At 70.5% G+C, this 22619-nt stretch carries 24 protein-coding genes; 11 read left to right on the forward strand and 13 right to left on the reverse strand.

Annotated elements, in window-relative coordinates; translation table 11 throughout:
- Positions 1-120: 120 nt before the first annotated feature.
- From FB471_RS17460 to FB471_RS17470, 3 genes are all read left to right on the forward strand, one after another.
- Positions 121-1323, forward strand: coding sequence for an ATP-binding protein (locus FB471_RS17460; RefSeq protein WP_141999519.1), 1203 nt, complete (start codon positions 121-123; stop codon positions 1321-1323).
- Positions 1320-1634: a hypothetical protein gene (locus FB471_RS17465; RefSeq protein WP_141999520.1), complete on the forward strand. Its 315-nt coding sequence runs from the start codon at positions 1320-1322 to the stop codon at positions 1632-1634. The genes FB471_RS17460 and FB471_RS17465 overlap by 4 nt, the downstream gene beginning before the upstream one ends.
- Before the next feature lie 232 nt (positions 1635-1866).
- Positions 1867-2805, forward strand: coding sequence for a bifunctional helix-turn-helix transcriptional regulator/GNAT family N-acetyltransferase (locus FB471_RS17470; protein ID WP_141999521.1), 939 nt, complete (start codon positions 1867-1869; stop codon positions 2803-2805).
- Between the two features lie 163 nt (positions 2806-2968).
- Here the strand turns inward: FB471_RS17470 and FB471_RS17475 are convergent, their stop codons facing one another.
- The gene (locus FB471_RS17475) at positions 2969-3535 is read right to left on the reverse strand and encodes a peroxidase-related enzyme (protein WP_141999522.1); all 567 of its coding nucleotides are present in this window, start codon (positions 3533-3535) and stop codon (positions 2969-2971) included.
- A gap of 75 nt (positions 3536-3610) precedes the next feature.
- Between FB471_RS17475 and FB471_RS17480 the strand changes: the two genes are divergently transcribed.
- From FB471_RS17480 to FB471_RS17495, 4 genes are all read left to right on the forward strand, one after another.
- Positions 3611-3967, forward strand: a complete 357-nt coding sequence (locus tag FB471_RS17480) for a YciI family protein (RefSeq protein WP_141999523.1) — start codon at positions 3611-3613, stop codon at positions 3965-3967.
- 75 nt (positions 3968-4042) lie between these two features.
- A complete protein-coding gene (locus FB471_RS17485) occupies positions 4043-4387 on the forward strand; it encodes a YciI family protein (protein ID WP_141999524.1) in 345 nt (114 codons plus the stop codon).
- Complete coding sequence (locus FB471_RS17490; protein ID WP_141999525.1) at positions 4384-5607, forward strand: RNA polymerase sigma factor; 1224 nt, start codon at positions 4384-4386, stop codon at positions 5605-5607. Before FB471_RS17485 ends, FB471_RS17490 begins: the two co-directional genes overlap by 4 nt.
- Before the next feature lie 36 nt (positions 5608-5643).
- Complete coding sequence (locus FB471_RS17495; RefSeq protein WP_141999526.1) at positions 5644-6327, forward strand: ceramidase domain-containing protein; 684 nt, start codon at positions 5644-5646, stop codon at positions 6325-6327.
- On the opposite strand, the gene mctP is transcribed toward FB471_RS17495, so the two are convergent.
- Both mctP and FB471_RS17505 read right to left on the reverse strand, forming a co-directional pair.
- On the reverse strand, positions 6304-7938 hold the full coding sequence (gene mctP / locus FB471_RS17500; protein WP_141999527.1) for a monocarboxylate uptake permease MctP: 1635 nt from the start codon (positions 7936-7938) through the stop codon (positions 6304-6306). The genes FB471_RS17495 and mctP overlap by 24 nt on opposite strands.
- Positions 7938-8219: a DUF3311 domain-containing protein gene (locus tag FB471_RS17505; RefSeq protein ID WP_141999528.1), complete on the reverse strand. Its 282-nt coding sequence runs from the start codon at positions 8217-8219 to the stop codon at positions 7938-7940. The genes mctP and FB471_RS17505 overlap by 1 nt, the downstream gene beginning before the upstream one ends.
- 114 nt (positions 8220-8333) lie before the next feature.
- On the opposite strand from FB471_RS17505, the gene FB471_RS17510 reads away from it, so the two are divergent.
- Positions 8334-8846 (forward strand): SgcJ/EcaC family oxidoreductase, encoded by a 513-nt coding sequence (locus FB471_RS17510; protein ID WP_141999529.1) that lies wholly within the window; start codon positions 8334-8336, stop codon positions 8844-8846.
- Between the two features lie 164 nt (positions 8847-9010).
- A complete protein-coding gene (locus FB471_RS17515; RefSeq protein WP_141999530.1) occupies positions 9011-10618 on the forward strand; it encodes an alpha/beta hydrolase in 1608 nt (535 codons plus the stop codon).
- Between the two features lie 56 nt (positions 10619-10674).
- Here the strand turns inward: FB471_RS17515 and FB471_RS17520 are convergent, their stop codons facing one another.
- Genes FB471_RS17520 through FB471_RS17530 form a run of 3 tightly spaced genes read right to left on the reverse strand, consistent with a single transcriptional unit; the run spans position 10675 to position 11965 of the window.
- Positions 10675-11073 (reverse strand): hypothetical protein, encoded by a 399-nt coding sequence (locus FB471_RS17520; RefSeq protein ID WP_170220839.1) that lies wholly within the window; start codon positions 11071-11073, stop codon positions 10675-10677.
- Positions 11074-11078: 5 nt separating this feature from the next.
- Positions 11079-11621 carry a SigE family RNA polymerase sigma factor gene (locus FB471_RS17525; RefSeq protein ID WP_141999532.1) on the reverse strand — a complete coding sequence of 181 codons (543 nt, stop codon included), beginning with the start codon at positions 11619-11621 and terminating at the stop codon, positions 11079-11081.
- A 2-nt stretch (positions 11622-11623) separates the two neighbouring features.
- Positions 11624-11965 carry a RodZ family helix-turn-helix domain-containing protein gene (locus FB471_RS17530; RefSeq protein WP_141999533.1) on the reverse strand — a complete coding sequence of 114 codons (342 nt, stop codon included), beginning with the start codon at positions 11963-11965 and terminating at the stop codon, positions 11624-11626.
- Between the two features lie 243 nt (positions 11966-12208).
- On the opposite strand from FB471_RS17530, the gene FB471_RS17535 reads away from it, so the two are divergent.
- Both FB471_RS17535 and FB471_RS17540 read left to right on the forward strand, forming a co-directional pair.
- Complete coding sequence (locus FB471_RS17535) at positions 12209-12472, forward strand: helix-turn-helix domain-containing protein (RefSeq protein WP_141999534.1); 264 nt, start codon at positions 12209-12211, stop codon at positions 12470-12472.
- An 89-nt stretch (positions 12473-12561) separates the two neighbouring features.
- On the forward strand, positions 12562-13848 hold the full coding sequence (locus tag FB471_RS17540) for an Nramp family divalent metal transporter (protein WP_141999535.1): 1287 nt from the start codon (positions 12562-12564) through the stop codon (positions 13846-13848).
- Positions 13849-13881: 33 nt separating this feature from the next.
- On the opposite strand, the gene FB471_RS17545 is transcribed toward FB471_RS17540, so the two are convergent.
- The 7 genes from FB471_RS17545 to FB471_RS17575 all read right to left on the reverse strand — a co-directional run bounded on the left by FB471_RS17545 (position 13882) and on the right by FB471_RS17575 (position 22551).
- Positions 13882-14763: an LLM class F420-dependent oxidoreductase gene (locus FB471_RS17545; protein WP_141999536.1), complete on the reverse strand. Its 882-nt coding sequence runs from the start codon at positions 14761-14763 to the stop codon at positions 13882-13884.
- A 152-nt stretch (positions 14764-14915) separates the two neighbouring features.
- A complete protein-coding gene (locus FB471_RS17550) occupies positions 14916-16739 on the reverse strand; it encodes a phosphoenolpyruvate carboxykinase (GTP) (protein ID WP_141999537.1) in 1824 nt (607 codons plus the stop codon).
- A gap of 327 nt (positions 16740-17066) precedes the next feature.
- Positions 17067-17774, reverse strand: coding sequence for a DUF6802 family protein (locus FB471_RS17555; RefSeq protein ID WP_141999538.1), 708 nt, complete (start codon positions 17772-17774; stop codon positions 17067-17069).
- A 285-nt stretch (positions 17775-18059) separates the two neighbouring features.
- Positions 18060-18587: a Cif family virulence factor gene (locus FB471_RS17560; RefSeq protein ID WP_141999539.1), complete on the reverse strand. Its 528-nt coding sequence runs from the start codon at positions 18585-18587 to the stop codon at positions 18060-18062.
- Positions 18584-20422: a dynamin family protein gene (locus FB471_RS17565; RefSeq protein WP_141999540.1), complete on the reverse strand. Its 1839-nt coding sequence runs from the start codon at positions 20420-20422 to the stop codon at positions 18584-18586. Before FB471_RS17565 ends, FB471_RS17560 begins: the two co-directional genes overlap by 4 nt.
- An 11-nt stretch (positions 20423-20433) precedes the next feature.
- Positions 20434-20952, reverse strand: a complete 519-nt coding sequence (grpE, locus tag FB471_RS17570; RefSeq protein WP_170220840.1) for a nucleotide exchange factor GrpE — start codon at positions 20950-20952, stop codon at positions 20434-20436.
- A 9-nt stretch (positions 20953-20961) separates the two neighbouring features.
- A complete protein-coding gene (locus tag FB471_RS17575) occupies positions 20962-22551 on the reverse strand; it encodes a dynamin family protein (protein WP_141999541.1) in 1590 nt (529 codons plus the stop codon).
- Positions 22552-22619: the final 68 nt, after the last annotated feature.

Below are 22619 nucleotides of genomic sequence, written 5' to 3' on the forward strand. Positions count from 1 at the left end.
GCTCACACAGCGGGGTGACCGCGGGGGAAATTCCAGGAGGAGACTGGCCGACCCGACACGCGGGTAGCGGTTTCTGGCGGAATATCGGCCGAACACTAGACAACCCAATAGATTGGCATGATGGACCCCGTACGGAACCCGTTCGCCCCCGGCGCCGGGCAGCGCCCACCGGAGCTGGCCGGCCGCGAGCGCGAGTTGAAGGCCTTCGAGGTGGTGCTGGAACGAGTGGCGCGGGGACGGCCGGAACGCAGCCTGGTGCTCACCGGGCTGCGCGGGGTCGGCAAGACCGTGCTGCTCGGCGAGCTGCGCTCGATGGCGGTGCGCCGGGGCTGGGGCGCGGGCAAGGTGGAGGCGCGACCGGATGCGGAGCTGCGCCGCCCGCTGTCCGCAGCGCTGCACCGGGCGATTCGCGACCTCGCGGTGAGGCACCGGGCACCGGACCGGGTGGACGAGGTGCTCGCCGTGCTCAAGGCGTTCGCGCTGCGGGTCAACCGCTCGGACTCGAAGATGCGGGACAGGTGGCAGCCCGGGATCGACGTGCCCGCGGCCAGCGGAAGGGCCGACTCCGGGGACATCGAGATCGACCTGGTCGAGCTGTTCACCGATGTAGCCGAGCTGGCCGCGGATGTCGGAACCGGGGTCGCCCTGCTGATCGACGAGATCCAGGACCTCGCCCCGGACGACGTGTCGGCGCTGTGCGCGGCCTGCCACGAGCTCTCCCAGTCCGGGGCGCCGCTGGTGGTGGTCGGCGCGGGACTACCGCATGTGCCCGCGGTGCTGTCCGCGTCGAAGTCCTATTCGGAGCGGCTGTTCCGGTACATGCGGATCGACCGGCTGGATCGCGACCACGCGGACCGGGCGGTACTGGCGCCGGTGGAACGGGAGGAGGCGGGGATAGCCCCGGACGCGCTGGACGCGCTGTTCCACGCCTCGGGCGGGTACCCCTACTTCATCCAGGCCTACGGCAAGGCCGCATGGGACGCCGCGCCCTCGGACCCGATCACCGGGGAGGACGTCCGGGTGGCCGCGCCCGAGGCGGAGTCCGAGCTGGCGGTGGGCTTCTTCGGCTCGCGCTACGAGCGGGCCACCCCCGCCGAACGCGAGTACCTGATCGCGATGGCCGAACTGACCAGGGGAAAGGACGAGAGCGCCGTGACCTCGGACGTCGCGGTGTACCTCGGCCGCAAGCCGTCCTCGCTGTCCCCGGCGCGGGACAGCCTGATGAAGAAGGGGCTGGTGTACTCCGCCGAACGCGGGCATATCGCGTTCACCGTCCCGCACTTCGGCAACTACCTGCTCGGCCGCGGTGGGGAGCTTGAGTGAACCGACTGCAACGGAAGAGTGGCGAGCAAGATCAGGATTTTGCCGATGAATCATCGGCATGTGCTCCGGTTCACCGGACGATCGTTGGCGACTTTGTGAAAAAAGGTGCATACTGGAGGCAGCAGCCGACAGCCGATGACGAGTCCAAGGGGATGCAGACACCGATGAACCTCACAGCCAAGCTCCGCGCCCGCCGCGCCGAGGCCCGTACCCGCCGGGCGGTCAACCGCGCGATCGACAACGCGGCCAGCTCGACCATGCGCCACGAACTGATCGCGATGGCGCAGGCCCGGCAGGCCCACATGCGCTGAGGCGCATACGCCCAACGGGGTTACATCCGATCGAGTGACCTGGACCACATTCGATAACGAATGTAACGCCACTCGATGCGGCGCCGATACCCCTGATGACCCCGTGATGCTGGCGGACCCCCGACCTGGCAGCATCACGGGGCTTCCATATGTTCGGACCCCTTGACTTCTCTTGCCGGGGCACCATGTACCCATATCATTGACTCAGTCAATTGATTGGTTGTGATGGTCAATGAATGAGCGGGTGCCTGCCGACCGGGTGGCCGAGGTCAGGGCGTTCAACCGGCTCTACACCCGGGTGATCGGGGTGCTGGACGAGGGGCTGGTCGGCACGCCCTACACCCTCGGCGAGGCGCGGCTGCTGTTCGAGGTAGCCCAGCACGACCTCACCGAGGTGACCGACCTGCGCCGGGAGCTGGACCTCGACCCCGGCTACGCCAGCCGCCTGCTGGCCAAACTGGAGCGGCGGGGCCTGCTGGTCAGGGAACGCTCCGCCGCCGACGGCAGGCGGCAGACAGTCCGGCTCACCGATGAGGGCAGGCGAACGCAGGCGGATCTCGAGGAACGCAGCACCGCTCAGGTCGGGGAGTTGCTGGCCGGGCTCGCCGAGGAGGATCAGCGGCGGTTGCTGGCCGCCATGGGCACGATCGGCGGGTTGGTCGGTGCGCACCGGCGGGACTCCCGGAACACCTCCGTGCTGCTGCGCCCACCGCGGGCAGGGGACCTCGGCTGGGTGGTGCACCGGCACGGCGTGCGCTATGCCGCCGAGTGCGGCCTGGACCACACCTTCGAGGCGCTGGTGGCGCGGGTGGTCGCCGAGTACGGGCAGGCGCGGGACACCGCACGCCAGGCGGCGTGGATCGCCGAGCTGGATGGGGAGCCGGTGGGCTCGATCTTCTGCATGCCGGGGCCGGAGGGGCACCTCGCGAAGCTGCGGCTGCTGCTGCTCGAACCGCGGGCCCGCGGGCGGGGTATCGGCGGGCAACTGGTGGAGGGCTGCCTCGCCTTCGCCCGCACGGTCGGCTACACCGCGATCGAGCTGTGGACCATCGACGAACTCCTCGCCGCCCGCCGGATCTACCAGGAAGCCGGGTTCGAGCTGGTCGAGGAGAAGCCGGAACATCGCTTCGGCCGCGACATCGTCGGGCAGACCTGGCGGCGTGCGCTCTAAGCTGTGTTCAAGAAGGCGCGCGATCGACGAACCCGTATACGGGCCGTGGCTCCTCGAACAGCCGCACCTCGAGCAAGCAGGCCGCCCGCAGCCGGGTTCGCGAGGCCTTCGGCCGAGAGCGCGCCCCCGCATCACCTTGTGCGGGCACCTTCCTCAACAGCTCCTAGCGCCCCATCCCGTAGAACTCCGGGTTGGGCCGCAGCGCGGTCAGGTGCGCCAGCCGGTTGGACATGGCGAACAACGCCGCGATCGCGCCGACGTCCCAGATCTCGTCCTCGGTCAGCCCGGCGGCGCGGGCCGCGGCCACCTGCTCCTCGCCGAACCGGGCGGAGTCCCGCGCCAGCGCGAGCGCGAGGTCGACGATCGCCCGGCCGCGCCGGTCCAGGTCCACCTGCCAGGGGTTGCTGGACACCCGGTCCGCCAGCTCCGGGTCCTTGGCCCTGATCCGCAGGATCGCGCCGTGCGCCACCACGCAGTAGGTGCAGTGGTTCGCCCCGGAGGTGGCCACCACCACCAGCTCCCGCTCGGCCTTGCTCAGGCCGTCCGGCCGCTCCATCAGTGCGTCGTGGTAGTCCAGGAACGCCCGCAGCTCGGCGGGGCGGTGCCCGAGCGCGCGGAAGATGTTCGGCACGAACCCGGACTTCTCCGCGATCGCCTCGATCCGCCCGCGCAGGTCCGCGGGTAGCTCCTCTGGTTCGACGGTGCCGAACCTGCTCACCTGGTCACCCATGTCGGCCACACTAGTGGTGTCGATTCGGCGCGGTCTCGTTCGTCATACCGGCGAACCAACCCGGAGGAGGAGACCATGCCCAGTTATGTCGGGTTCCTGCGCAACCCGGTCAAGGCCTATACCGGGCTCAGCCCGGACGAGGCACAGCGAACCCTGGACGAGTACCTCGCCTGGAACGCCGAGCGGGAGCGGGCGGGCACCCCGGTTTCCGGCGGCGGGCTTTCCCGTGGCGGCCGGGTGGTTCGCCTTGCCGGGGGCGAGCTGACCTCGACCGACGGCCCGCACACCGAGTCGAGCGAGATCGTCGGCGGGTACCTGGTGCTCGAGGCGGCCGATCTGGACCAGGCGGAAAAGATCTTCGGCAGCCACCCGCACCTGGCGATCGGGTCGATCGAGGTGCGAGCCATCGGCGAGCGGGGCTGCACGGACTGAGTACCGCGCGTTGCGGAACAGACGTTGGGACAAGCATTGGGACAAGCATGGGGGAACAGACACCGAGGAGGCGGGATGACCAAGTACATCAGCTTCGCCGTCGGCGGCGGCGACGACCCGGCGTGGGCCGATCCGGAGCGGGCGGAGCAGGCGTTGCAGGCCTACCTCGCCTGGGACGAGAGGCTGCGCGAGCAGGGCAGGATGGTCGACGGCGGAGGGCTGGGCGACGAGGCGAAGGTACTGCGCAAGAACGGCGAGGGCGTGGTGGTCAGCAACGGGCCGTTCGCCGAGACGCAGGACGTCGTCGGCGGCTACGCCGTGTTCGAGGCGGAGAGCATGGCCGAGGCGGTCGAGCTGTGCCGGGACCACCCGCACCTCGACTTCGGGTTCATCGAGATCAGGGAGCTGACCCTCGAATGACCGTACCGGCCGGCGTGGTGGAGCACCTGTTCCGGCACAGCGCGGGGCGGATCACCGCCACGCTGGCCCGTACCCTCGGCGCGGACCGGCTCGACCTCGCCGAGGACTGCGTCGCCGACGCGCTGGAGCAGGCGCTGCGCACCTGGCCACACTGCGGCATACCGGACAACCCGAGTGCCTGGCTGTTCCGCGCCGCCCGCAACCGCGCCCTCGACCTGCTGCGCAGGGAACGCACGCTACGCGCGAAGCTGCCCGCGTTGGCCGATCTGAGTGCCGCGGGTACCCCGGCAACCGGGGACGCGGAGCTGGCACTGATGCTGCTGTGCTGCCACCCGGAGCTGCCCCAGGTGTCCCAGGTGGCGCTCACCCTGAAGACCGTCGGCGGGCTCGGCGTGCCGGAGATCGCCGGCGCCCTGCTGACCAGGCCGGCGACCGTGGCCCAGCGGCTGGTGCGGGCGAAACGCTGGCTGCGCGAGTGCGGGCAACGGGTCGAGCTGCCGCCACCGGACGCCCTTCCCGGTCGGGTGGACAGCGTGCTGGCGGTGCTGTACCTGCTGTTCACCGAGGGCTACCGCGCCACCAGCGGGGACGCCGCCGTACGCGGCGAGCTGTGCGGGGAGGCGATCCGGCTCGGCAGGTTGCTGCTCGCCGACCGGCGCACCGACCTGCCACGGGCGCGAGCGCTGCTCGCGCTGATGCTGCTGCAGGCGGGCAGGCTGCCGGCCAGGGTGGACGAGTGCGGCGAGCTGGTGCTGCTGCCCGAGCAGGACCGCGACCGCTGGGACCGGGCACTGGTCGCCGAGGGCACCCGTACCTTCGCCACCGCCTGCGCCGGTCCGGAACTGTCCGCGTACCACGTGGAAGCCGCGATCGCGCTGTGCCACGTCGCCGCCGAGACCCCGGAACGCACCGACTGGCCCCGGATCCTCGAACTGTACGACCAGTTGCTCGAGCTGCGGCCGTCCCCGGTCACCCGGCTGAACCGGGCGATCGCGCTGGCCATGGTGCACGGGCCCGCGGCAGGGATCGCCGAGCTGGAGGCGCTGGAGGACGAGCCGCGGCTGGCCACGTACCTGCCGCTGCCCACCGCCTTCGGGGCCCTGTACCTGCGGGCGGGGCAGCCACACCTGGCCGCCGACCACTACCGCCGCGCGCTGCTGCTGCCCTGCTCGGAGCCGCAACGCCGGTTCCTGCTGCGCAAGCTGGCCGAGTGCGGCTGAGAGCGTTCTTGGCGGCGGTCTGTTACACCGGAGCGCGTGGACTGGACGGCTTACGTCGACAACTACTGCGAGCGGATCGCGCCGGGGCTGTGGGGAGAGCCGCTGAACACCGTCAGCAACCTGGCCTTCCTGGTCGCGGCGGTACTGATCTGGCGGAAGGCACGGACCGCCGCCGACCCGCGGCTCGCCCGCACGCTGGCCGTGCTGCTCGGCCTGATCTTCCTGGCCAGCACCGCCTTCCACGCGCTCGCGGTGCGCTGGGCCGCGGCCGCGGACTCCGGATTCATCCTGGTGTTCGTGCTGTACTACGCGGTGCTGTTCCCCCGGTTGTTCTTCGGGGTGCGGCGGCGGCTGGCCTGGCTGGCCGCGCCCGCGTTCATCGCCTTCACCGCGCTGGTCACCGCGGTGTTCGCGAGTATCGGGTTCGGCTCCAGCTACCTGGCCCCGCTGCTCGGCCTGTTCGCCTTCGCGCTGCTGCTGGCCTTCGCCAGGGACCGCACGCTGCGGCCGTACTGGCGGAACTTCGCGCTGGCCGGCGGGGTGTTCACGGTGTCGCTGTCACTGCGCACCGCCGACCACTCGGTATGCGGCAGTTTCCCGCCCGGCACACACTTCCTGTGGCACCTGCTGAACGCCTGCGTGCTGTACCTGGTCTCGCACACCGCGCTGCGCCGCGCCGAGCAGGCGCGGCCCGCGTCACCCGCTGCCGACCGGGCGTAGGTTCTCGTCGTGCTCGTCCACGTGGTAGTCCTCCCCGTGCGTGGTGTCCAGCCCGGGGAACACCTTCAGCCTGCGAGCCAGCAGGGTGACCAGTGCGGCCACCACCAGGTTGGCTGCCAGCGCGACGATGCCGACGTAGATCTGCACCGGTGACCCGGCGAACGGCTCCCAGCCGAACAGGTTCAGCTTGCCGAGCGCCAGCGCCGAGCCGCCGAAGTGATCCTTGCCCGCGGCCGGGTTGGGGATGGTGTAGAGCAGGTAGAGGCCCCAGCCCATGCCGACGACCCATCCCGCGACCAGGCCCCACCGGTGCAGCCAGCGGGTGTACAGCGCGATGGCCACCGCGGGCAGGGTCTGCAGAATGATCACCCCGCCGATCAGTTGCAGGTCGATCGCGTACTGCGGGTCGATGCCGACGATGAACAGCACCGCGCCGAACTTCACCACCAGCGAGGCGGCCTTGGCCTGCCTGGCCTCCTGCCGCGGGGTGGCACCCCGCTTGAGGTACTCCTTGTAGATGTTGCGGGTCCACAGGTTGGCCGCCGCGATGGACATGATCGCCGCGGGCACCAGCGCGCCGATCCCGATCGCGGCGAAGGCGATGCCGGCGAACCAGGAAGGGAACATGTCGCTGAACAGGTTCGGCACGATGGTGTTGCCGTCCGGCCGGCCGGTGGCGTTGTTCATCAACGGCTTGGTGCCCGCCGCGATCGCAGCGAAGCCGAGCAGGGCGAGCAGCCCGAGCAGCACCGAGTAGGCGGGCAGCGCGGACATGTTCCGCTTCAGCACATCCCGGCCGCGAGAGGCGAGCGCCCCGGTCGCGGCGTGCGGGTAGAGGAACAGCGCGAGCGCCGAGCCCAGCGCCAGGGTGGCGTACTGGAGCTGGTTGTTCCCGTTCAGCAGGATCCCGTCGTTCGGGGAGGGCGTGGCGGCGAACTTCTCCTGCGCCGCCCCGAAGATCTCGCTCCAGCCGCCGAGCTTGGCCGGCAGGTAGAACACCGCGACCAGGATGACCACGTAGATCAGCACGTCCTTGACGAACGCGATCAGCGCCGGCGCGCGCAGCCCCGACTGGTAGGTGTACAGCGCGAGGATGACGAAGGCGATCAGCAACGGAAGATGGCCGAGCAAGCCGGACTCGTTGAACCCCATGGTGCGCAGCACCGCCTCCAGCCCGACCAGCTGCAGCGCGATGTACGGCATGGTGGCGACGATTCCGGTCACCGCCACCAGCAGGGCCAGCGTCGGCGAACCGTACCTGCCACGCACGAAGTCGGCGGGGGTGACGTAGCCACGCGCCCTGGACACCGACCACAGCCGCAGCAGCGGCAGGAACACCAGCGGGTAGGCGATGATCGTGTAGGGCATCGCGAAGAAGCCCATCGCGCCGGCGCCGAACAGCAGCGCGGGCACCGCGACGAAGGTGTAGGCGGTGTAGAGGTCGCCGCCGATCAGGAACCAGGTGATCCAGGAGCCGAACTTGCGGCCGCCGAGCCCCCATTCGTCCAGATGGTCGAGGGTGGCCGCGGCCCGCCACCGGGACGCGACGAAGCCGAGCACGGTGACCAGCAGGAACAGCACGCAGAAGATGGTCAGCTCAACCCACTGCATCAGCCGTGGCTCCCCTCGTCCAGGTCGTCCACGTCCCCGTCCCGCGCCGGCGGGGCCGGGGTGGTCGGCTTGTTCCGCGTCCCGCGGTACACCAGCACGGTGCAGAGCACACCGATCGCGATCCCGACGAACTGGAACCAGTAGAAGAACGGCATGCCGAACAACTCGGGATCCGCCCGGTTGTACAGCGGCGTGATCAGGATCCAGAACGGGATGAGCAGCAGCAGGTTCCACGGGCTGAACCGCAGCCCGCCTCCGCCACCGGCCTTACCTGCGGACATGCCACCTCACCTCGGTCGTGCGGTGTTGCTGAGCGGACAGACCCTACCGCTATGCATGAAGGCGGTACACCGTGTGCGGGGAACCACCCACACGGGTAGACAAGGGGAGGAAATATGCGCAAGAAGTGGCAACGTGGAATCGGAGCCGTGGCGAGCGCGCTCGTCCTCGGGGTCACCGGCAGCACCGCGGCGGCCACGGCCGAGCCGGACGCGGGGCGAACCGGGGGACACGACCACGACCTGCGGCAGATCGAGCGGCTGCGGCTACAGCAGGAACGGGCCTGGCGCGAGCACGACGGGGCCGCCTTCGCCGCGACCTTCACCCCGGACGGCGACATGGTGACCTTCAACGGCGACCACCTGCGCACCCGCCGCGGTATCGCCACCGGGATGCAGTACTACTTCGACAACTTCATCCCGTACAACCAGATCAGGATGCTGGACGAGCACCTCCGGTTCGCCGGGCCGGACCTGGCGTTCGCGGTGCGCACCTCCTGCATCGTGCCGCGGGGTGAACGGGACTGCCGCGATGGCTCGCTGTCCACCAACACCAACGTGCTCACCCAGCGGCACGGCCGGTGGCCGCAGGAGTCCTTCCAGAACACCAGGAAGTTCGAGGTCGGCTGATACCCGGACGGTGACGGGCCGCTCCGGTCCGTCACCGTTCCGTGGTTTCCACCGAACGTACGGTTGCCCCACCCCCGCCCGCCGGATATCAATGTTTCGTCGCAGGCAGAGGGCTTACACAAACGGCTGCGACGAAAGCGACAAACCGATTAAGGGGCAACTCTATGAAACGTACGCGCCTCGCCGTGTTGATCCCGGCGATGGCGGGCACCCTGCTGGCCGGAGTCACTCCGGCGCTCGCGGAGCCGGCGGACGAACTTCCGCCGAACTCCACGAACATCCCCGCCCGCTACGCGAACCAGGTCCTTGCCTGGCATCCCTGCACCGAGGACGAGTTGCCCGGCCCGCCGCCACCGGGCGCGGAGGACATCGAGTGCGCGACCTTCAACGCCCCGCGCAACTGGAACCGGGTGGACGACAAGATCGACGTGTCCATCGCGGTGAGCAGGCTCAAGGCCACCGGCGGTGAGGCGACCGCCAGCGTGCTGACCAACCCGGGCGGCCCCGGCGCGCCCGGCCGGATGTTCCCCGCGCGGCTGCGGAACCAGCCGAAGCTGCGTGAGCACCAGGAGATCATCGGCTTCGACCCGCGCGGTACCGGGGAGAGCACCAACATCACCTGCGGGGGCGCGATCGGCACCGGCGACTCGCTGGACCCGCGCAACCGGCACCCGCGCAACCTGAACCTCATCCTGCAGGCGACCAAGTACGCGGCCCACTCCTGCCAGCACCTTTCCGGTGAGCTCGGGCCATTGATCAACACCCACCAGACGGTCCGGGACATCGACCTGCTGCGCCTGCTGCTCGACCGAGGCAAGATCAACTGGGTCGGGTACTCCGCGGGCACCTGGCTGGGCGCGCACTACGCGACCACCTTCCCGGACCGCACCGGCCGGTTCGTGCTGGACTCGGCGACCGAGTTCACCACCACCTGGCAGAAGTCCTTCGACTGGCAGCCGCTCGGCTTCGAGCGCCGCTGGCGGCAAGACTTCCTGCCGTGGATGGCAAGGTACGACTCGGTGTACCACTTCGGCACCACCGGGGAGCAGGCAAGGCAGACCTACGAGGACGTACGTGCCGCGCTGGCCGAGCGGCCGGTGGAGGTCGACGGCGAGCGGGTCGGCCCGAACGAGCTGGACTCCACCATCGCCGGCTCGCTGTACAGCAAGCGGTCCTTCATCGGCCTTGCCGAGCACCTGGTGAACGTGCGCACGCTGATCGAGGGCGGCGCCTCGGCTCAGCAGCAGGCCACGGCGGCCAGGGAGGTCAAGGCGAAGAACCCGGACACCGAGATCACCGGCCCGCAGCCGCTGAGGGTGCCGACCGACTACGACGACGCCTACGACGCGAGCTTCTGGACCATCCCGTGCAACGAGGGCCCGTGGGAGGGCAACCGGCGCAGCGTGATCCGGCAGTCCGAGCGGCTCGGCGAGCAGTACCCGCTGCTCGGCTGGGGCTGGCTGATCCAGCCGTGCATCTTCTGGAAGAACAAGCCGATCGACCTGCCGGAGGTGGACGGCGAGGGCGTGCCGCCGGTGCTGATCGTGCAGTCGGTGCATGACCCGGCCACCCCGATCGAGGGCGCCCAGCGGGCGCACCGGGCGTTCGAGGGTTCCCGGATGCTGACCATCACCGACGAGGGCGACCACGGCATCTACGCGGGCGGCAATGCCTGCGCGGACAACGTGGTGGAGCGCTACCTTGTGGACGGCGTCGTTCCGGAGGACACGAGCTGCCCTGGGCTGCCGCTACCGGTGCCACCGGGCGCCTGACGACCCCGGTACCAGGAAGGGCCCGCCGAGCAACCCGCTCGGCGGGCCCTTGCTCATCAGCCGCTGGTCGGCGCCACCGTCGGCGGGTTCGGGGTCTGGGACCCCGGCGGAGCCGCCGGGGGCGTGGTGGCCTGGCGCGGGCTGACGGTCGCGCTCGGACCCGGTGGGCCGCTGGGGCTCGGGGTGCCGGGAGTGCTCGGCTCCGGCGTGGTGCGCACCGACGCGGGGCCCGGTCCCGCGGGCACGGCGGGGCCACGCTGCCCCGGGTCGAGGGTGACCGCGATCGCCACCACCGCGGCCACCGTGGTCAGCGCACTCGCGGCGATGGCGAGCCCCCGGTTCCGGCGCCGTGCCCGCCTGCCGCGACGCAGGATGTCGGCGACGTCGAGGCCGACCGGCGGGTCGTCACCCGCGGCACCGGCGCGGAAAAGGGCACGCACGTCCTCGTCTCGCATCCGGCTCACCTCCTTTCCTCACCGGCCAACGACAGCGCGTCGAGGTACGGGCCGAGCCGCTGCCGCAGGGTGGCGAGCCCTCGCGCGGTCTGGCTCTTCACCGTGCCAGGGGAGCAGCGCAGCGCGGCCGCGGTCTCCTCGACGCTGAGGTCGTCCCAGTACCGCAGCACCAGCACCGCCCGCTGCCGGGGCGGCACGGCGGCCAGCGCGGAACGCAGCAGCATCCGCTGCTCGTGGTCCCGCTCCGCGGTCGCCGGCGGCACCGCGGTCTCGACGTGCTCGCCGACCAGCCGCTCCCGCCACCGCCACAGCCTCCGGTTCTCGGCGAGGAAGGTACGCACCACGACGCGCCGCGCGTAGGCGTCCAGCGCGTCGCGGCGGGAAAGGCGAGGCCAGGCCAGGTACAGCCGCAGGAGTGCCGCCTGCGTGATGTCCTCCGCCCGGTGCCAGTCACCGCACAGCAAGTACGCCGTCGAGCGCAACGAGTGCACTCGAGCGGCGAAGTACTGGCTGAACTCGCCGTCGTACGGCGTGGTGGAACGGGGCACCGCTAGGGGTGCCCGCCCGCCGGGATGTCCACCGGCACCTGGGCCTCGGGCCGGGGGGCTTGCGGGGGCTGCGACACCGGCGATGGCGTGACCGCGGGCGAGTTGGGGGCGACGGTCGGCTCCTGGCTGGGCGTGACCGCGGGCGGGCTGGGCGCGACGGTCGGCTCCTGGCTGGGCGTGACCGGGGGAGTGGAGACGACAGGCTCCTGGGCGGGGGTGGCCTCGACCGGGTTCCGCGCGGCGGGCTGCTCATCCGGAGCGGTATCCGCGCCCGCGACCAGCGGGATGCCGACCCCCAGGCCGAGCACCGCGGCGAAGCCGGACAGCACGAGACGAGTACGCATAGCTCTCCCTGTTCGTGGACACTGTGTGGACAAGGTGTGAACACTGTGTGGATACCGCCACCGGTCGGCGGCACCACTGCCGTTACTCATGCGCCGGACCCGCCCGCGGGTTGCACCGAGTTTCCCGCGATCTCGCCGGGGAGAACTCCACAGGGTGTGGTCGGAGTTGTCCACAGGCTGTGGAGAACCAGGGGGTGGCCGCACCGCGTCAATCGATCGCCGATCGGTACTAGTATCGAGTCCATGGTGCGAGTCCCGTTGACCGACCAGGAACGCGAGCGCGGCCTGCGGCTGGGTGCGGTCCTACGCGAGGCGCGCGGCAAGCGGAGCATGGTCGAGGTCGCGGACCAGGCGGGGATCTCGGTGGAGACCCTGCGCAAGATCGAGACCGGTCGCATCCCGACGCCCGCCTTCTTCACCGTCGCCGCGGTGGCCGACGCGGTCGGCCTGCCCCTGGACGGCCTGCGCTCGGCTGTGGACAACCAGGGGGCCGTACTGGCGCCCTGATCCGGTATCTGTCCAAAAGTCGGGTGCGCCGGTAAAGAACCGCCAACGATGGCTGTCCGGTGGTTCTGAACTGGGCTACGTTGCCTGGCATGTCGAGCGACGTTGGGCACGATGAGGTGGCCGTCCCGGTGGGCTGGCGGGCGCGCCTGCGCCAGATCGGTCCGGGAATCATGGCCGCGGCCACCGGTGTGGGCGCGGGGGACCTGGTGGCCACGATGGTCGCCGGGTCGCGGTTCGGGTACACCCTGCTCTGGGCGGTGCTCGTCGGCGCCATATTCAAGATCGCCCTCGCCGAGGCGGTCGGCCGCTGGCATCTGACCTCCGGCAGGACGCTGCTGTCCGGCTGGCGCACGCTCGGCAAGTGGGTGCTGGTCTACTTCGGCGCCTACGCCGTGGTCTGGGGGTTCGTCTACGGCGCCACGGCAATGTCCGCGTCCGGGCTGCCGCTGAACGCGCTTTTCCCCGCGATCTCGGTGCGGTACTGGGCGATGCTCTGCGGGGTGCTGGGCTTCCTGCTGGTCTGGTTCGGCCGCTACACGCTGATCGAGAAGGTGATGACGGCATTCGTCGGCATCATGTTCGTGACCGTGGTCGGCACGGCCGTGCTGGTCGCGCCGAACCTGCTGGACGCGGCGGGCGGGTTCGTGCCCCGGTTGCCGGAAGGCTCCTTCGTGTACGTGCTCGGCCTGGTCGGCGGGGTCGGCGGCACGATCACCATGGCCGCCTACGGCTACTGGACGATGGCCAAGGGCTGGCGCTCCTCGCGGTGGCTGTCGATGATGCGGCTGGACAACACGGTCGGCTACGTCACCACCGGGATCTTCGTGGTCGCCATGCTGATCGTCGGGTCCGAGCTGCTGCTGGGGCGAGGCATCGTGGACGGCGACGAGGGTCTGCTCATGCTCGGCGGCATCCTGGCGGCCGACTACGGCGAGTGGGCGCGGATCCCGTTCCTGATCGGCTTCTTCGCGGTGACCTTCAGCTCGCTGATCGGTGTCTGGAACGGGGTGAGCCTGCTGTTCGCCGACTGGTGGCGTACCTGGCGGCTGCCCGCGAGCGCGCCGGAGGAGTCGCCTGCGGACTACGACCGTAAAGCGGGCGTGCGCAGCACGGTCTACCGCGGATACGTGCTGTGGCTGACCTTCCCGCCGATGGCGCTGCTGTTCCTCGACCGGCCGTTCCAGCTCACCGTGGCGTACGGGGTGCTCGGCGCGCTGTTCATGCCCTTCCTCGCCGGCACCCTGCTGGTGCTGCTGAACTCGCGCAGGCTCGGCCCGGAGGGCCGCTCCCGCTGGCTGTCCAACGGGCTGCTCACCGTCTGCCTGGTGATGTTCGGCTACCTCGCCGTCGACAGGCTGATCGGCCTGTTCAGCTAGCGGAGGAGAGTGGGCACCGCCCGAACGGAAGGTTCACCGCAGCAGTTCGATGACCGGGGCGAAGTCGGTCATACTCGGCTCCAGCACGGTGAGGTAGCTGAAGCCGAACCGCTCGCGCGCGGCCCGCAGTTGCTCGGCCATCTGCTCCGGGGTACCGGCCAGCGCGGTGGGCACCTCCTCGAGCTGCCGCATGCTGAGGTTCGGCATATCGGCGGACAGCCGCTCCAATGCCTCGCGGCGGTCCCGTCCCGGCACGACCCGGAAGACGATGATGTTGAACTCGACCTCGGCCGCCCGCTCGCCCAGTGCCGCGCGGGCGAACTCGGTGCGCTCGGCGACCACCTCGGCCGGCGCGAACACCGGCGGCGCGACGTCGTTGCCCGCCACCGTCCCGGAGAACCCGATCACGTCGGCGTGCCGCGCCGCCAGCCGCAGCACCCGATCGCCCTGGCCCGCGATCATCAGCGGCGGACCGGACGGTCGCGCGGGCCGCGGCCGGTGCTCCTCGGCGGCGAACATCCCGCGCAGCGCGGTGACGGTGCGTTCGAGATGGCCGACCCGCGCACCGCCGCCGGGGAACGGCAGGCCCGCCGACTCGAACTCGGACCGGACGTAGCCCGCGCCGATGCCGAGCTCCAGCCTGCCCCCGACGAACTGGTCGGTACCTGCCACCTCGCGGGCCAGCAACGCGGGGTTGTAGAAACCGGCGTTCAGCACGTAGGTGCACAGCCGGACGCGTTCGGTGACCTCCGCGGCGAGCACCAGTGAGGGGAACGGCGGCGGCATCCCGAGGTGGTCGGCCACCCCGAGCACGTCGTAGCCGAGCTCCTCGGCCTTGCGGCACTTGTCCACCCACTCGGCGCGCGCGGCGGGGGCCAGCATGGTCACGCCGAAACGGAACGGTCGCGCAGTCATGCCTCCTGCATACACGCCCCCGCTGGGGCAGGGAGCCCGAGGTCCGCTCGGACCTGTGCTGACGAGTGGATGAACGCGCGCCGGGCGGGTCGCGCGTTTCCAGACAGGCACGGAGTGACCCGCCCCACCCGGAACGGGTCACTCCCAGCTGGTCAGGCGAGGCGCTGCTTGAGGGCGGCCAGCTCGTCGTGCATGGTGGACGGCACCTTGTCGCCGATCTTGGCGAACCACTCCTCGATCATCGGGATCTCCTGGCGCCACTCGTCCACGTCGACGGTGAGCGCTTCCTCGATGTCCTCCCGCGGCTCCTTGACCCCGTCCAGGTCCAGGTCGTCCGCGGTGGGCACGAAGCCGATCGGCGTCTCGGTGGCGCTCGCGGTGCCCTCGATCCGCTCGATGATCCACTTCAGCACGCGGGAGTTCTCGCCGAATCCCGGCCACAGGATGCGCCGGTCGTCCCCGCGACGGAACCAGTTCACGTAGTAGATCTTCGGCAGCTTGGCGCCGTCGGCGTTCTTGCCGAGCTGCACCCAGTGGTTGAAGTAGTCACCGGCGTGATAGCCGATGAACGGCAGCATCGCCATCGGGTCCCGGCGCACCTCGCCGACCTTGCCCGCGGCGGCCGCGGTCTTCTCCGAGGACATGGTGGTGCCCATGAACACCCCGTGCTGCCAGTCCCGTGCCTCGTTCACCAGCGGCACGGTGGTGGCGCGGCGGCCGCCGAACAGGATCGCCGAGATCGGCACGCCCTTCGGGTCGTCCCACTCCGGCGCCAGGATCGGGCACTGCGACATCGGTGTGCAGTACCGCGAGTTCGGGTGCGCGGCGGGCTCGTCGGAGTCCGGGGTCCAGTCCCGCTTCTTCCAGGAGGTCGCGTGCGCGGGCTCGCCCTCCATGCCTTCCCACCACACGTCGCCATCATCGGTGAGCGCGACGTTGGTGAACACCGAGTTGCCCTGGTCGATGGTGCGCATCGCGTTCGGGTTGGTGTGCCAGTTGGTGCCCGGCGCGACGCCGAAGAACCCGGCCTCCGGGTTCACCGCGTAGAGCCTGCCGTCCTCGCCGAACCGCATCCAGGCGATGTCGTCGCCGAGGGTCTCCACCCGCCAGCCGGGGACGGTCGGTTGCAGCATCGCCAGGTTGGTCTTGCCGCAGGCGCTGGGGAAGGCCGCGGCGATGTAGTAGGCCTTGTTCTCCGGGGAGATCAGCTTGAGGATCAGCATGTGCTCGGCGAGCCAGCCCTCGTCCCTTGCCATCACCGAGGCGATCCGCAGCGAGTAGCACTTCTTGCCGAGCAGCGAGTTGCCACCGTAGCCGGAGCCGTAGCTCCAGATCATCCGCTCCTCGGGGAAGTGCGTGATGTACTTCGTGTCGTTGCACGGCCACGGCACGTCCTGCTCGCCCGGCTCCAGCGGCGCACCGACCGAGTGCAGTGCGGGCACGAACTCGCGCTCGTTGCCGTCGTCGTCGACGAACTTCTCCAGCGCCGCCGCGCCCATCCGGGTCATCACCCGCATCGAGGCGACCACGTAGGCGAAGTCGGTGATCTCGATCCCCAGCTTCGGCTTGTCGTCCCCGAGCGGCCCCATGCAGAACGGGATGACGTACATCGTCCGACCACGCATGCAGCCCCGGTAGAGCTCGGTCATGGTCGCCTTCATCTCGTCCGGGTGCATCCAGTTGTTGGTCGGGCCGGCGTCGGCCTCGTCCTGCGAACAGATGAAGGTGCGCTCCTCGACCCGCGCCACGTCGGTCGGGTCGGAGGCCGCCCAGTACGAGTTGGGCTTCGACTTCAGCGGCACGAACGTCCCGGCTTCGACGAGTTCGGCGTTGAGGCGCGCGGCTTCAGCCTCGGAGCCGTCCACCCACACCACTCGGTCGGGGGTGGTCAGCTCAGCGACCTCCCGGACCCACGACAGCACGCGGCTGTGCGTGGTCGGCGCGCTGCTCAGTCCGGGGATGGCTACTGCAGTCATCTCTTCTCCTGACTCCGACGAACAAGAGCCCACGCCGAACTCGCGAGTTCGGAGCGGGCTCCTTTGCCGGCGACCGAATGGCTTCGCACACCGGCCGGACCGGTGTACGTGATTTTGGGGATTCCATGAGAGTAGCCGGGTGACTGACCAGTAACCGAGCCCTGACCTGTCGGTTCTCTCACAAGAACGATCAGGGAATCGATTCAGATGTCGCTGGATCGGCGGAGCGGGCGAAATCTTCCGGCCGATACACGGACGGGTCCGGCACGAAAGCCGTGCCGGACCCGCGTGGTTTGTCCGATCCGGGGAGTGCCCGGAGGGGCAGGTTCAGTTCTGGCTGATCCACTGGCCGGTGGCCGAGTCGATCCGGGCCACGCCCTCGACGGGCTGCTGGCCGCCGCCCCAGGCGGCGTCGCTCGCGGCATCGGACTCGCCCGCCGCGCGGCCGGCGCCCTCCACCTCGGTCCACTGCCCGTCGCCGGTGTGCTCGTAGGTGGTCGACTCGCCGCTCTCGTCGATCACGACCGCGACATCGGCATCGCCGTCGCCGTCCACATCGGTGAACCCGATCGTGTTGCCCGACTCGTCCTGCACCACCGCGGTGTCGTTCACGCCGTCCTGGTTGGTGTCGACCGTGGCAGGCCCCACCTCGACCTCGCCATCCGGCATATCCGCGGTCATCCCGCCGTCCGAGCCGGTCTGGGTGTCGGTGTCCGTGCCGCCGGGGTCGCCGGTGTCACCGGGCTCGACCGACACCCAGTCACCGCTGGTCTCGTCGTACGCCGCGTGGGTGACGAGGTTGCCGTCCGCGTCGAGCTGGACGTACTCGTCGGCGTCCCCGTCGCTGTCGACATCCACGAACGCTTGGACGCTGCCGTCCTCCCGCTCGATCAGCGCGGTGTCGTCGACGCCGTCCTCGTTGATGTCGAAGTTGACGTCGGCCGTGTAGTCCTCACCCTCCACGGTGACGGTCATCTCGTCCGGGGTGCCAGTGGTGTCAGCGGTGTCGGTTCCGCCGCTCTCATCGACCCACACAGGGAACTCCCCCTCGTATCGCCGGCTCACGCCGGAGCTCGGTGCCTGTTCCTGAACGCGCGGCACGACCGGCTCGGCCTGGCTCGGGCTCGGTCACGATCGTCACCTTCGCAGCTCGTGCGCCCGGCCCCGCCACTCGTGGGCTTCGCCGCGCGCGTTCTCCCACTCCCCGCAAGCACCTGTCTCCGGTTCGGGAACAGGGTCTCGGGGGCTGGTGTTCTCGCTAGTGAGACTCACCGTATGCCGCTTCGGTTCCACCACACAACAGGCGGGTCCGGCCGTCACTCAACTCGGCATCCCACCGGCTCCGAGCAGCGCACACCAGCGGTCGGTCTCGTTCATCAGTAGCAGCCGGTAGCGCCGCTGTGGCGGCTCCCCGCCCTGCGGGTCGCCCCGGGTCACGTCCAGCCAGAAGGCGACGTCCCGCCCGGACTCCATCGCGGGTTCCTCGCTCAACGTGACCTCGACCCGCTGTTCGGTGAACTCGCGGATGGCGTACTGCCCGTCCGACTCACCCAGCGAGCAACTCAGCGCGACCAGCGCCTCGGGGTCGCGCTCGTTCACCGCCGTGACGTAGGAGGCCGCGAACTGCCGTGGATCCTGGGAGGGGCCGTCCTCGCCGGACAGCACGAGCACCAGGGTGAGCGCCCCGCCGCCGAGCAGCAGCACGGCGCCGACGACCAGGCCGACGATCAGCCCGGTATTGCGCTTCCTCGGTGGGTACCCGTACGGCTCCTGTCCCGGGTACGGGTAGCCGTGCCCCCGCTGCTGGTAGTGGTTGCCGTACGGCCCCTGCTGCGGCGGGTAGCTCACGACTGGTCCCGCAGCGCCCGGATCCGGCCGAGGAACTGCTCCGCGCGGTCCCGACCCTCGGTGACTTCCTTGATCCGTTTGGTCACCTGGGTCAGCTTCTTCGACCGTTCCTGCGCGTCCATTTTTATCGTCTTGTCGACTTCCTTCAGTTCGGCCTCGATGGCCTCGATGCGCCGGCTCAACGCCTCGTCCAGGGCGAGCGAGAGCTGCTGCTCAGCCTCGATCAACTGCTCGGCGACGAGCTGGTCCAGCGTGGAGCGGGCGTCCGCGATCGACTCGACCAGCCACTGCTTCATGTGCTGCTTGTCGGCCGCGTGCCGGCGGGTACGGGCCATCCACCAGCCGGCACCGAGGCCGATCACGATGGTCGCGGGCAACACCACGGAACTGGCCAAGGCCCCGGCCAGGGGCAGTGCGACCAGCTTGCCCGCGCCGACCCCGCCGGACACGCCCATGAAGACCAGCAACTTGTCCTCGGCGGTCGGCGGCCGCTTGTCCGGCGGGCGCAGCACCACCGGCGGCCCACCCGCCCTGGCGAACTGCGCCCGGATGACCTCCAGCTCCTCGGCGGAGAACAGCTCGGCCAGCGCGGCATCGGTGACCTGGTTCAGCCGCTGCGCCAGCATGGTGGACATCCGCTGCGAGACGGCCTGCAGGGTCATGTCCACCTGCCGGGGCAGTTCGGCCAGCTGCTCCCGCTTGGCCGCGTCGATCTGCTGCCGGAAGTAGGACTGGGCGTCCCGCATCTGCCTGCTGGTCTCGTGCCCGATCTCCAGCCGGGCCCGCTGCACCTCGCCGCGCAGTTTCAACTGCCAGCCGCGGGTCGAGGTCCGGCGCTGCGCGGCCAGCTCGTCCCGCCGCTCGCGCAGCGAGGCGGCCTCGGCCTCCCCCGAGGACAGTGCCCTGCGCTCGGCCTGCAGGCGGGCGTGCTGCTCCCCGAGCGCGGTGGACAGCGCGCGCAGGGTGTTCGCCTCGCCCAGCATGGCGGACCTGCCGACCAGCAGCTCCTGCAACGCCGACTGTAGCTCCGCGATCCCGGACTTCTCGCGCACCATGGCGGCGGCCTGCTCGCCGCCCGCCTTGCCTGCCATCTCGAACATGCGCGGGGACACCGGATGCAGCACGGCCTCGGCGAACCGCGGCGCGTGCTCGGCCAGCAGCCGCCGGTTGGCCTCCCGCACCTCACGCCAGCCGCGGAACTGATCCGTTTTGGACAGTGCGAACAGGACGGTCTCCACCCGGTCGGACATCTCCCGCAGGAAGTGCAACTCGCTCGCGGTGAACGGGGCGGAGGCGTCCACCACGAACAGCAACGCGGTGGCGTTGGCCGCGGCCTCCATAGCCAGCTCGCCGTGCGCGGTGTCCAACCCACCGACACCGGGCGTATCCACAATGGAGAGACGTTCCAGCAACGGCACCGGTCCGGCGACCTCGACGTACCGCGGCGGGAGCTGGCCCTCCGGCAGCTCGTGGGTCGCCGAGGACCAGCGGGGCAGCTCCTCGAGCTCGAACCCGACCGGCGCGAGCTGGCCCGGGTAGCAGGCCTGCGCCGACCACTGCTCGGCATGCTCGAAGACCAGGTAGGTGGCGGTGGCCACATCGGCGTCCACAGGGGACAGGCCCTGCGTGGCGAGCAGCGCGTTGACCAGCGAGCTCTTGCCTCGCTTGGTCTCGCCGACCACGACGACCGACGGCTTGCCCGACCGGGCGCGGCGCAGGTCCTCCACCCACCTCCCGGCCTCCGGGTCGAGCTCGCGCAGCATGCCGAGCAGTGTCTCCCTGGCCTGCTTGACCTGGGTGGGCAGCGCGGGCTTGCCGGGCGAGGGGGCCGTCATCGTGGTCAACCCTAGCGTCGGGTGTACACGGTGACGACCGGCGCACGCAGTAGCTGGTTGCGGTCGGCGAACCCGACCACCTCGGTCTCCGCCACCGTGCCCTCGAGCGTCGCGTCCTCGGTCGGGACGGCCCCGCCCGCCTCGTGCAGGGCCGGGTCGAACCGCTGCCCCTCCGGCCGCAGCGCGGTCACCCCGATCGCGGCGAGCCCCTGCTCGAGGCGCTCGGCGACGCCACCGCTGCGGGCGCGGTCGATCGCGTACAGGCACAGCTGGATCAGCGCGCGGCGGTCGGACAGCGCCTGTTCCAGCGCGCCATCACCGGCCGGGGTGGTAACGGGTGCGGGCTCCACGCCCGGTTTCGACGCGGGAGCCTCCGGTCCGGTTCCCTCGGTCTCGCCTTCGACCTCCCGCACGATCCTGGCCAGGTCCGTGCCGTCCAGCCGGCCGGTCGGCCCGTCCTCGTCCGTGCTGTCCAGGATGCTCTCCCGGGTGGCTTCCCGAGGTTTGTCCTTACGAAACCACGCGGCCATGGCTGTCCTCTACCGGTTCACGGAGTTGGTCGGTTCACGGATTTGCTGCCAGATCAGGAAGTACGCCCGGTGCACCACATGCGCGACCCTGCTCTGTGCCGGGGTGGCGCCGAACGAGGCGAAGGAGCGCCACCAGCCGGCCCGCTCCAGCGCGAACGCGGCGAGCTCCGGCCGCGCCGCTCCGGGCATCCCGAGCTGCGCGCCGATCTCGGCGTTGCTGCCGACCCGCAGCACCTCCTCGGTGAGGTCCTCCGGCATGTCCACCGCGCCGGACGCCACCAGGGTCAGCGCCTCGAGCAGGCGCAGCTGGTGCGCCTCGGGCTTGGCCAGCAGCACCTCGATGGCGTCGTGCACCCGCTGCCGCTCCGCCTGGTCCCCGCTGGTGTACGCGAGCGCGGTGATCGAGGCCAGCGCGGCGGCTGCCTTGATGCCGTCGGCCCGCGCGGCGAACACGACCTCCAGCCTGCGACGCACCTCGGCGAGGCCGGAGGCGTCCAGCAGGCTGCGGCGCAGGGCGCCCGCGGTGATCCGCGGTTCGGCCCGGATCGCCCGCACCGCGCGCTGGATGCCGTACAGGTCGAGTTTCTCCAGTAGCCGCACTCTGGTGCCCGCCGGGATCTCGCAGTCCCAGCTGGTGAAGATGTCGGCCGAGATCAGCATGGTGTCCAGCACATCATCGTCCAGTTCGGCGACCTGGCGCAGCGCCTCGGCATCGGCTGCGGTGAACCCGCCGGACTCGGCCGACTCGGCGAGCAGGCCGATCACCGGGAGCACATCGGCCACCCGCGGCCGCAGGGTGGCGGCCTGCTTGCCGGCCAGCACGGTCGCGGCCTTCCAGACGTCCCCCTCGGCGCCTTCCACCGACTCCGGGGCGATGGTGTCCGCCTTGTTCAGCACCGCGATGGCGTTCACCGGGCCCGCCTCGCGGCTGGCCGTGGCCGCGGTGAACGCGGCGAGCGCCTGCTGATCGTCGGCCCGCACCCCCTGGGTGACCACGTAGAGCACGGCCTCGGCCCCGGCCACCGCGTTGCGCGAGGTGTCGTCCAGCTCGCTCGACCCCTCGTCCCCGCCGCCCTCCCCGGTGTCCTGGGTGTCCCGGGTGGCCGCGCCGAGCAGTTGCTCGGTACGGGAAACCGAGGCCGCGTCCAGCGAACCCAGCCCGGGGGTGTCGATCACCGTCATGTCCTGCAGCACGGCGTTGGTCAGGTAGGCCTCGACATGTGAGACCTCGTCGATGTTCACCCCCAGTTCGGCGGGGATCGCGCCGTCCGCCGCGAACGGCAGCACCTGCGTGCGGCCGTCGGTGAACACCACCTCGATCCGGTCCACGGTGCCGTACTGGAAGCGGGTGACCAGGCGGGTGCACTCGCCGATGTCGGTGGGCGCCACCCGACGCCCGATCAGGGCGTTGACCAGCGTGGACTTACCGGACTTGATCCGCCCGGCCACGGCGACCTGCAGCGGCGCTCCCAACCTGCGCAGCACCTCGGCGAACCCCGCCGCGGTCCGTGCGGAAACCTGCGGTTGCAGCCGGTGGCACAGGTTGGCCACCGACGTGGAAAGCGGTCCGGCGAGCCGCCCGTGCCCGGTAGCTGTCACCCGGAAATCGTGCCATGGGAGTCATCCCGCGGTCGCACCCAAGGTGCTACCGCCGTGTGACGCGCGGA

The sequence above is a fragment of the Amycolatopsis cihanbeyliensis genome, from assembly GCF_006715045.1.
Taxonomy (GTDB): domain Bacteria; phylum Actinomycetota; class Actinomycetes; order Mycobacteriales; family Pseudonocardiaceae; genus Amycolatopsis; species Amycolatopsis cihanbeyliensis.

Bases quoted from the DNA above. Each gene is read 5' to 3' on its own strand.
- FB471_RS17460 (WP_141999519.1), top strand. From the start codon at position 121: ATGGACCCCGTACGGAACCCGTTCGCCCCCGGCGCCGGGCAGCGCCCA.
- FB471_RS17470 (WP_141999521.1), top strand. From the start codon at position 1,867: ATGAATGAGCGGGTGCCTGCCGACCGGGTGGCCGAGGTCAGGGCGTTC.
- FB471_RS17475 (WP_141999522.1), bottom strand. From the start codon at position 3,535: ATGGGTGACCAGGTGAGCAGGTTCGGCACCGTCGAACCAGAGGAGCTA.
- FB471_RS17480 (WP_141999523.1), top strand. From the start codon at position 3,611: ATGCCCAGTTATGTCGGGTTCCTGCGCAACCCGGTCAAGGCCTATACC.
- FB471_RS17485 (WP_141999524.1), top strand. From the start codon at position 4,043: ATGACCAAGTACATCAGCTTCGCCGTCGGCGGCGGCGACGACCCGGCG.
- FB471_RS17490 (WP_141999525.1), top strand. From the start codon at position 4,384: ATGACCGTACCGGCCGGCGTGGTGGAGCACCTGTTCCGGCACAGCGCG.
- mctP (WP_141999527.1), bottom strand. From the start codon at position 7,938: ATGCAGTGGGTTGAGCTGACCATCTTCTGCGTGCTGTTCCTGCTGGTC.
- FB471_RS17505 (WP_141999528.1), bottom strand. From the start codon at position 8,219: ATGTCCGCAGGTAAGGCCGGTGGCGGAGGCGGGCTGCGGTTCAGCCCG.
- FB471_RS17510 (WP_141999529.1), top strand. From the start codon at position 8,334: ATGCGCAAGAAGTGGCAACGTGGAATCGGAGCCGTGGCGAGCGCGCTC.
- FB471_RS17515 (WP_141999530.1), top strand. From the start codon at position 9,011: ATGAAACGTACGCGCCTCGCCGTGTTGATCCCGGCGATGGCGGGCACC.
- FB471_RS17520 (WP_170220839.1), bottom strand. From the start codon at position 11,073: ATGCGAGACGAGGACGTGCGTGCCCTTTTCCGCGCCGGTGCCGCGGGT.
- FB471_RS17530 (WP_141999533.1), bottom strand. From the start codon at position 11,965: ATGCGTACTCGTCTCGTGCTGTCCGGCTTCGCCGCGGTGCTCGGCCTG.
- FB471_RS17535 (WP_141999534.1), top strand. From the start codon at position 12,209: ATGGTGCGAGTCCCGTTGACCGACCAGGAACGCGAGCGCGGCCTGCGG.
- FB471_RS17540 (WP_141999535.1), top strand. From the start codon at position 12,562: ATGTCGAGCGACGTTGGGCACGATGAGGTGGCCGTCCCGGTGGGCTGG.
- FB471_RS17545 (WP_141999536.1), bottom strand. From the start codon at position 14,763: ATGACTGCGCGACCGTTCCGTTTCGGCGTGACCATGCTGGCCCCCGCC.
- FB471_RS17550 (WP_141999537.1), bottom strand. From the start codon at position 16,739: ATGACTGCAGTAGCCATCCCCGGACTGAGCAGCGCGCCGACCACGCAC.
- FB471_RS17565 (WP_141999540.1), bottom strand. From the start codon at position 20,422: ATGACGGCCCCCTCGCCCGGCAAGCCCGCGCTGCCCACCCAGGTCAAG.
- grpE (WP_170220840.1), bottom strand. From the start codon at position 20,952: ATGGCCGCGTGGTTTCGTAAGGACAAACCTCGGGAAGCCACCCGGGAG.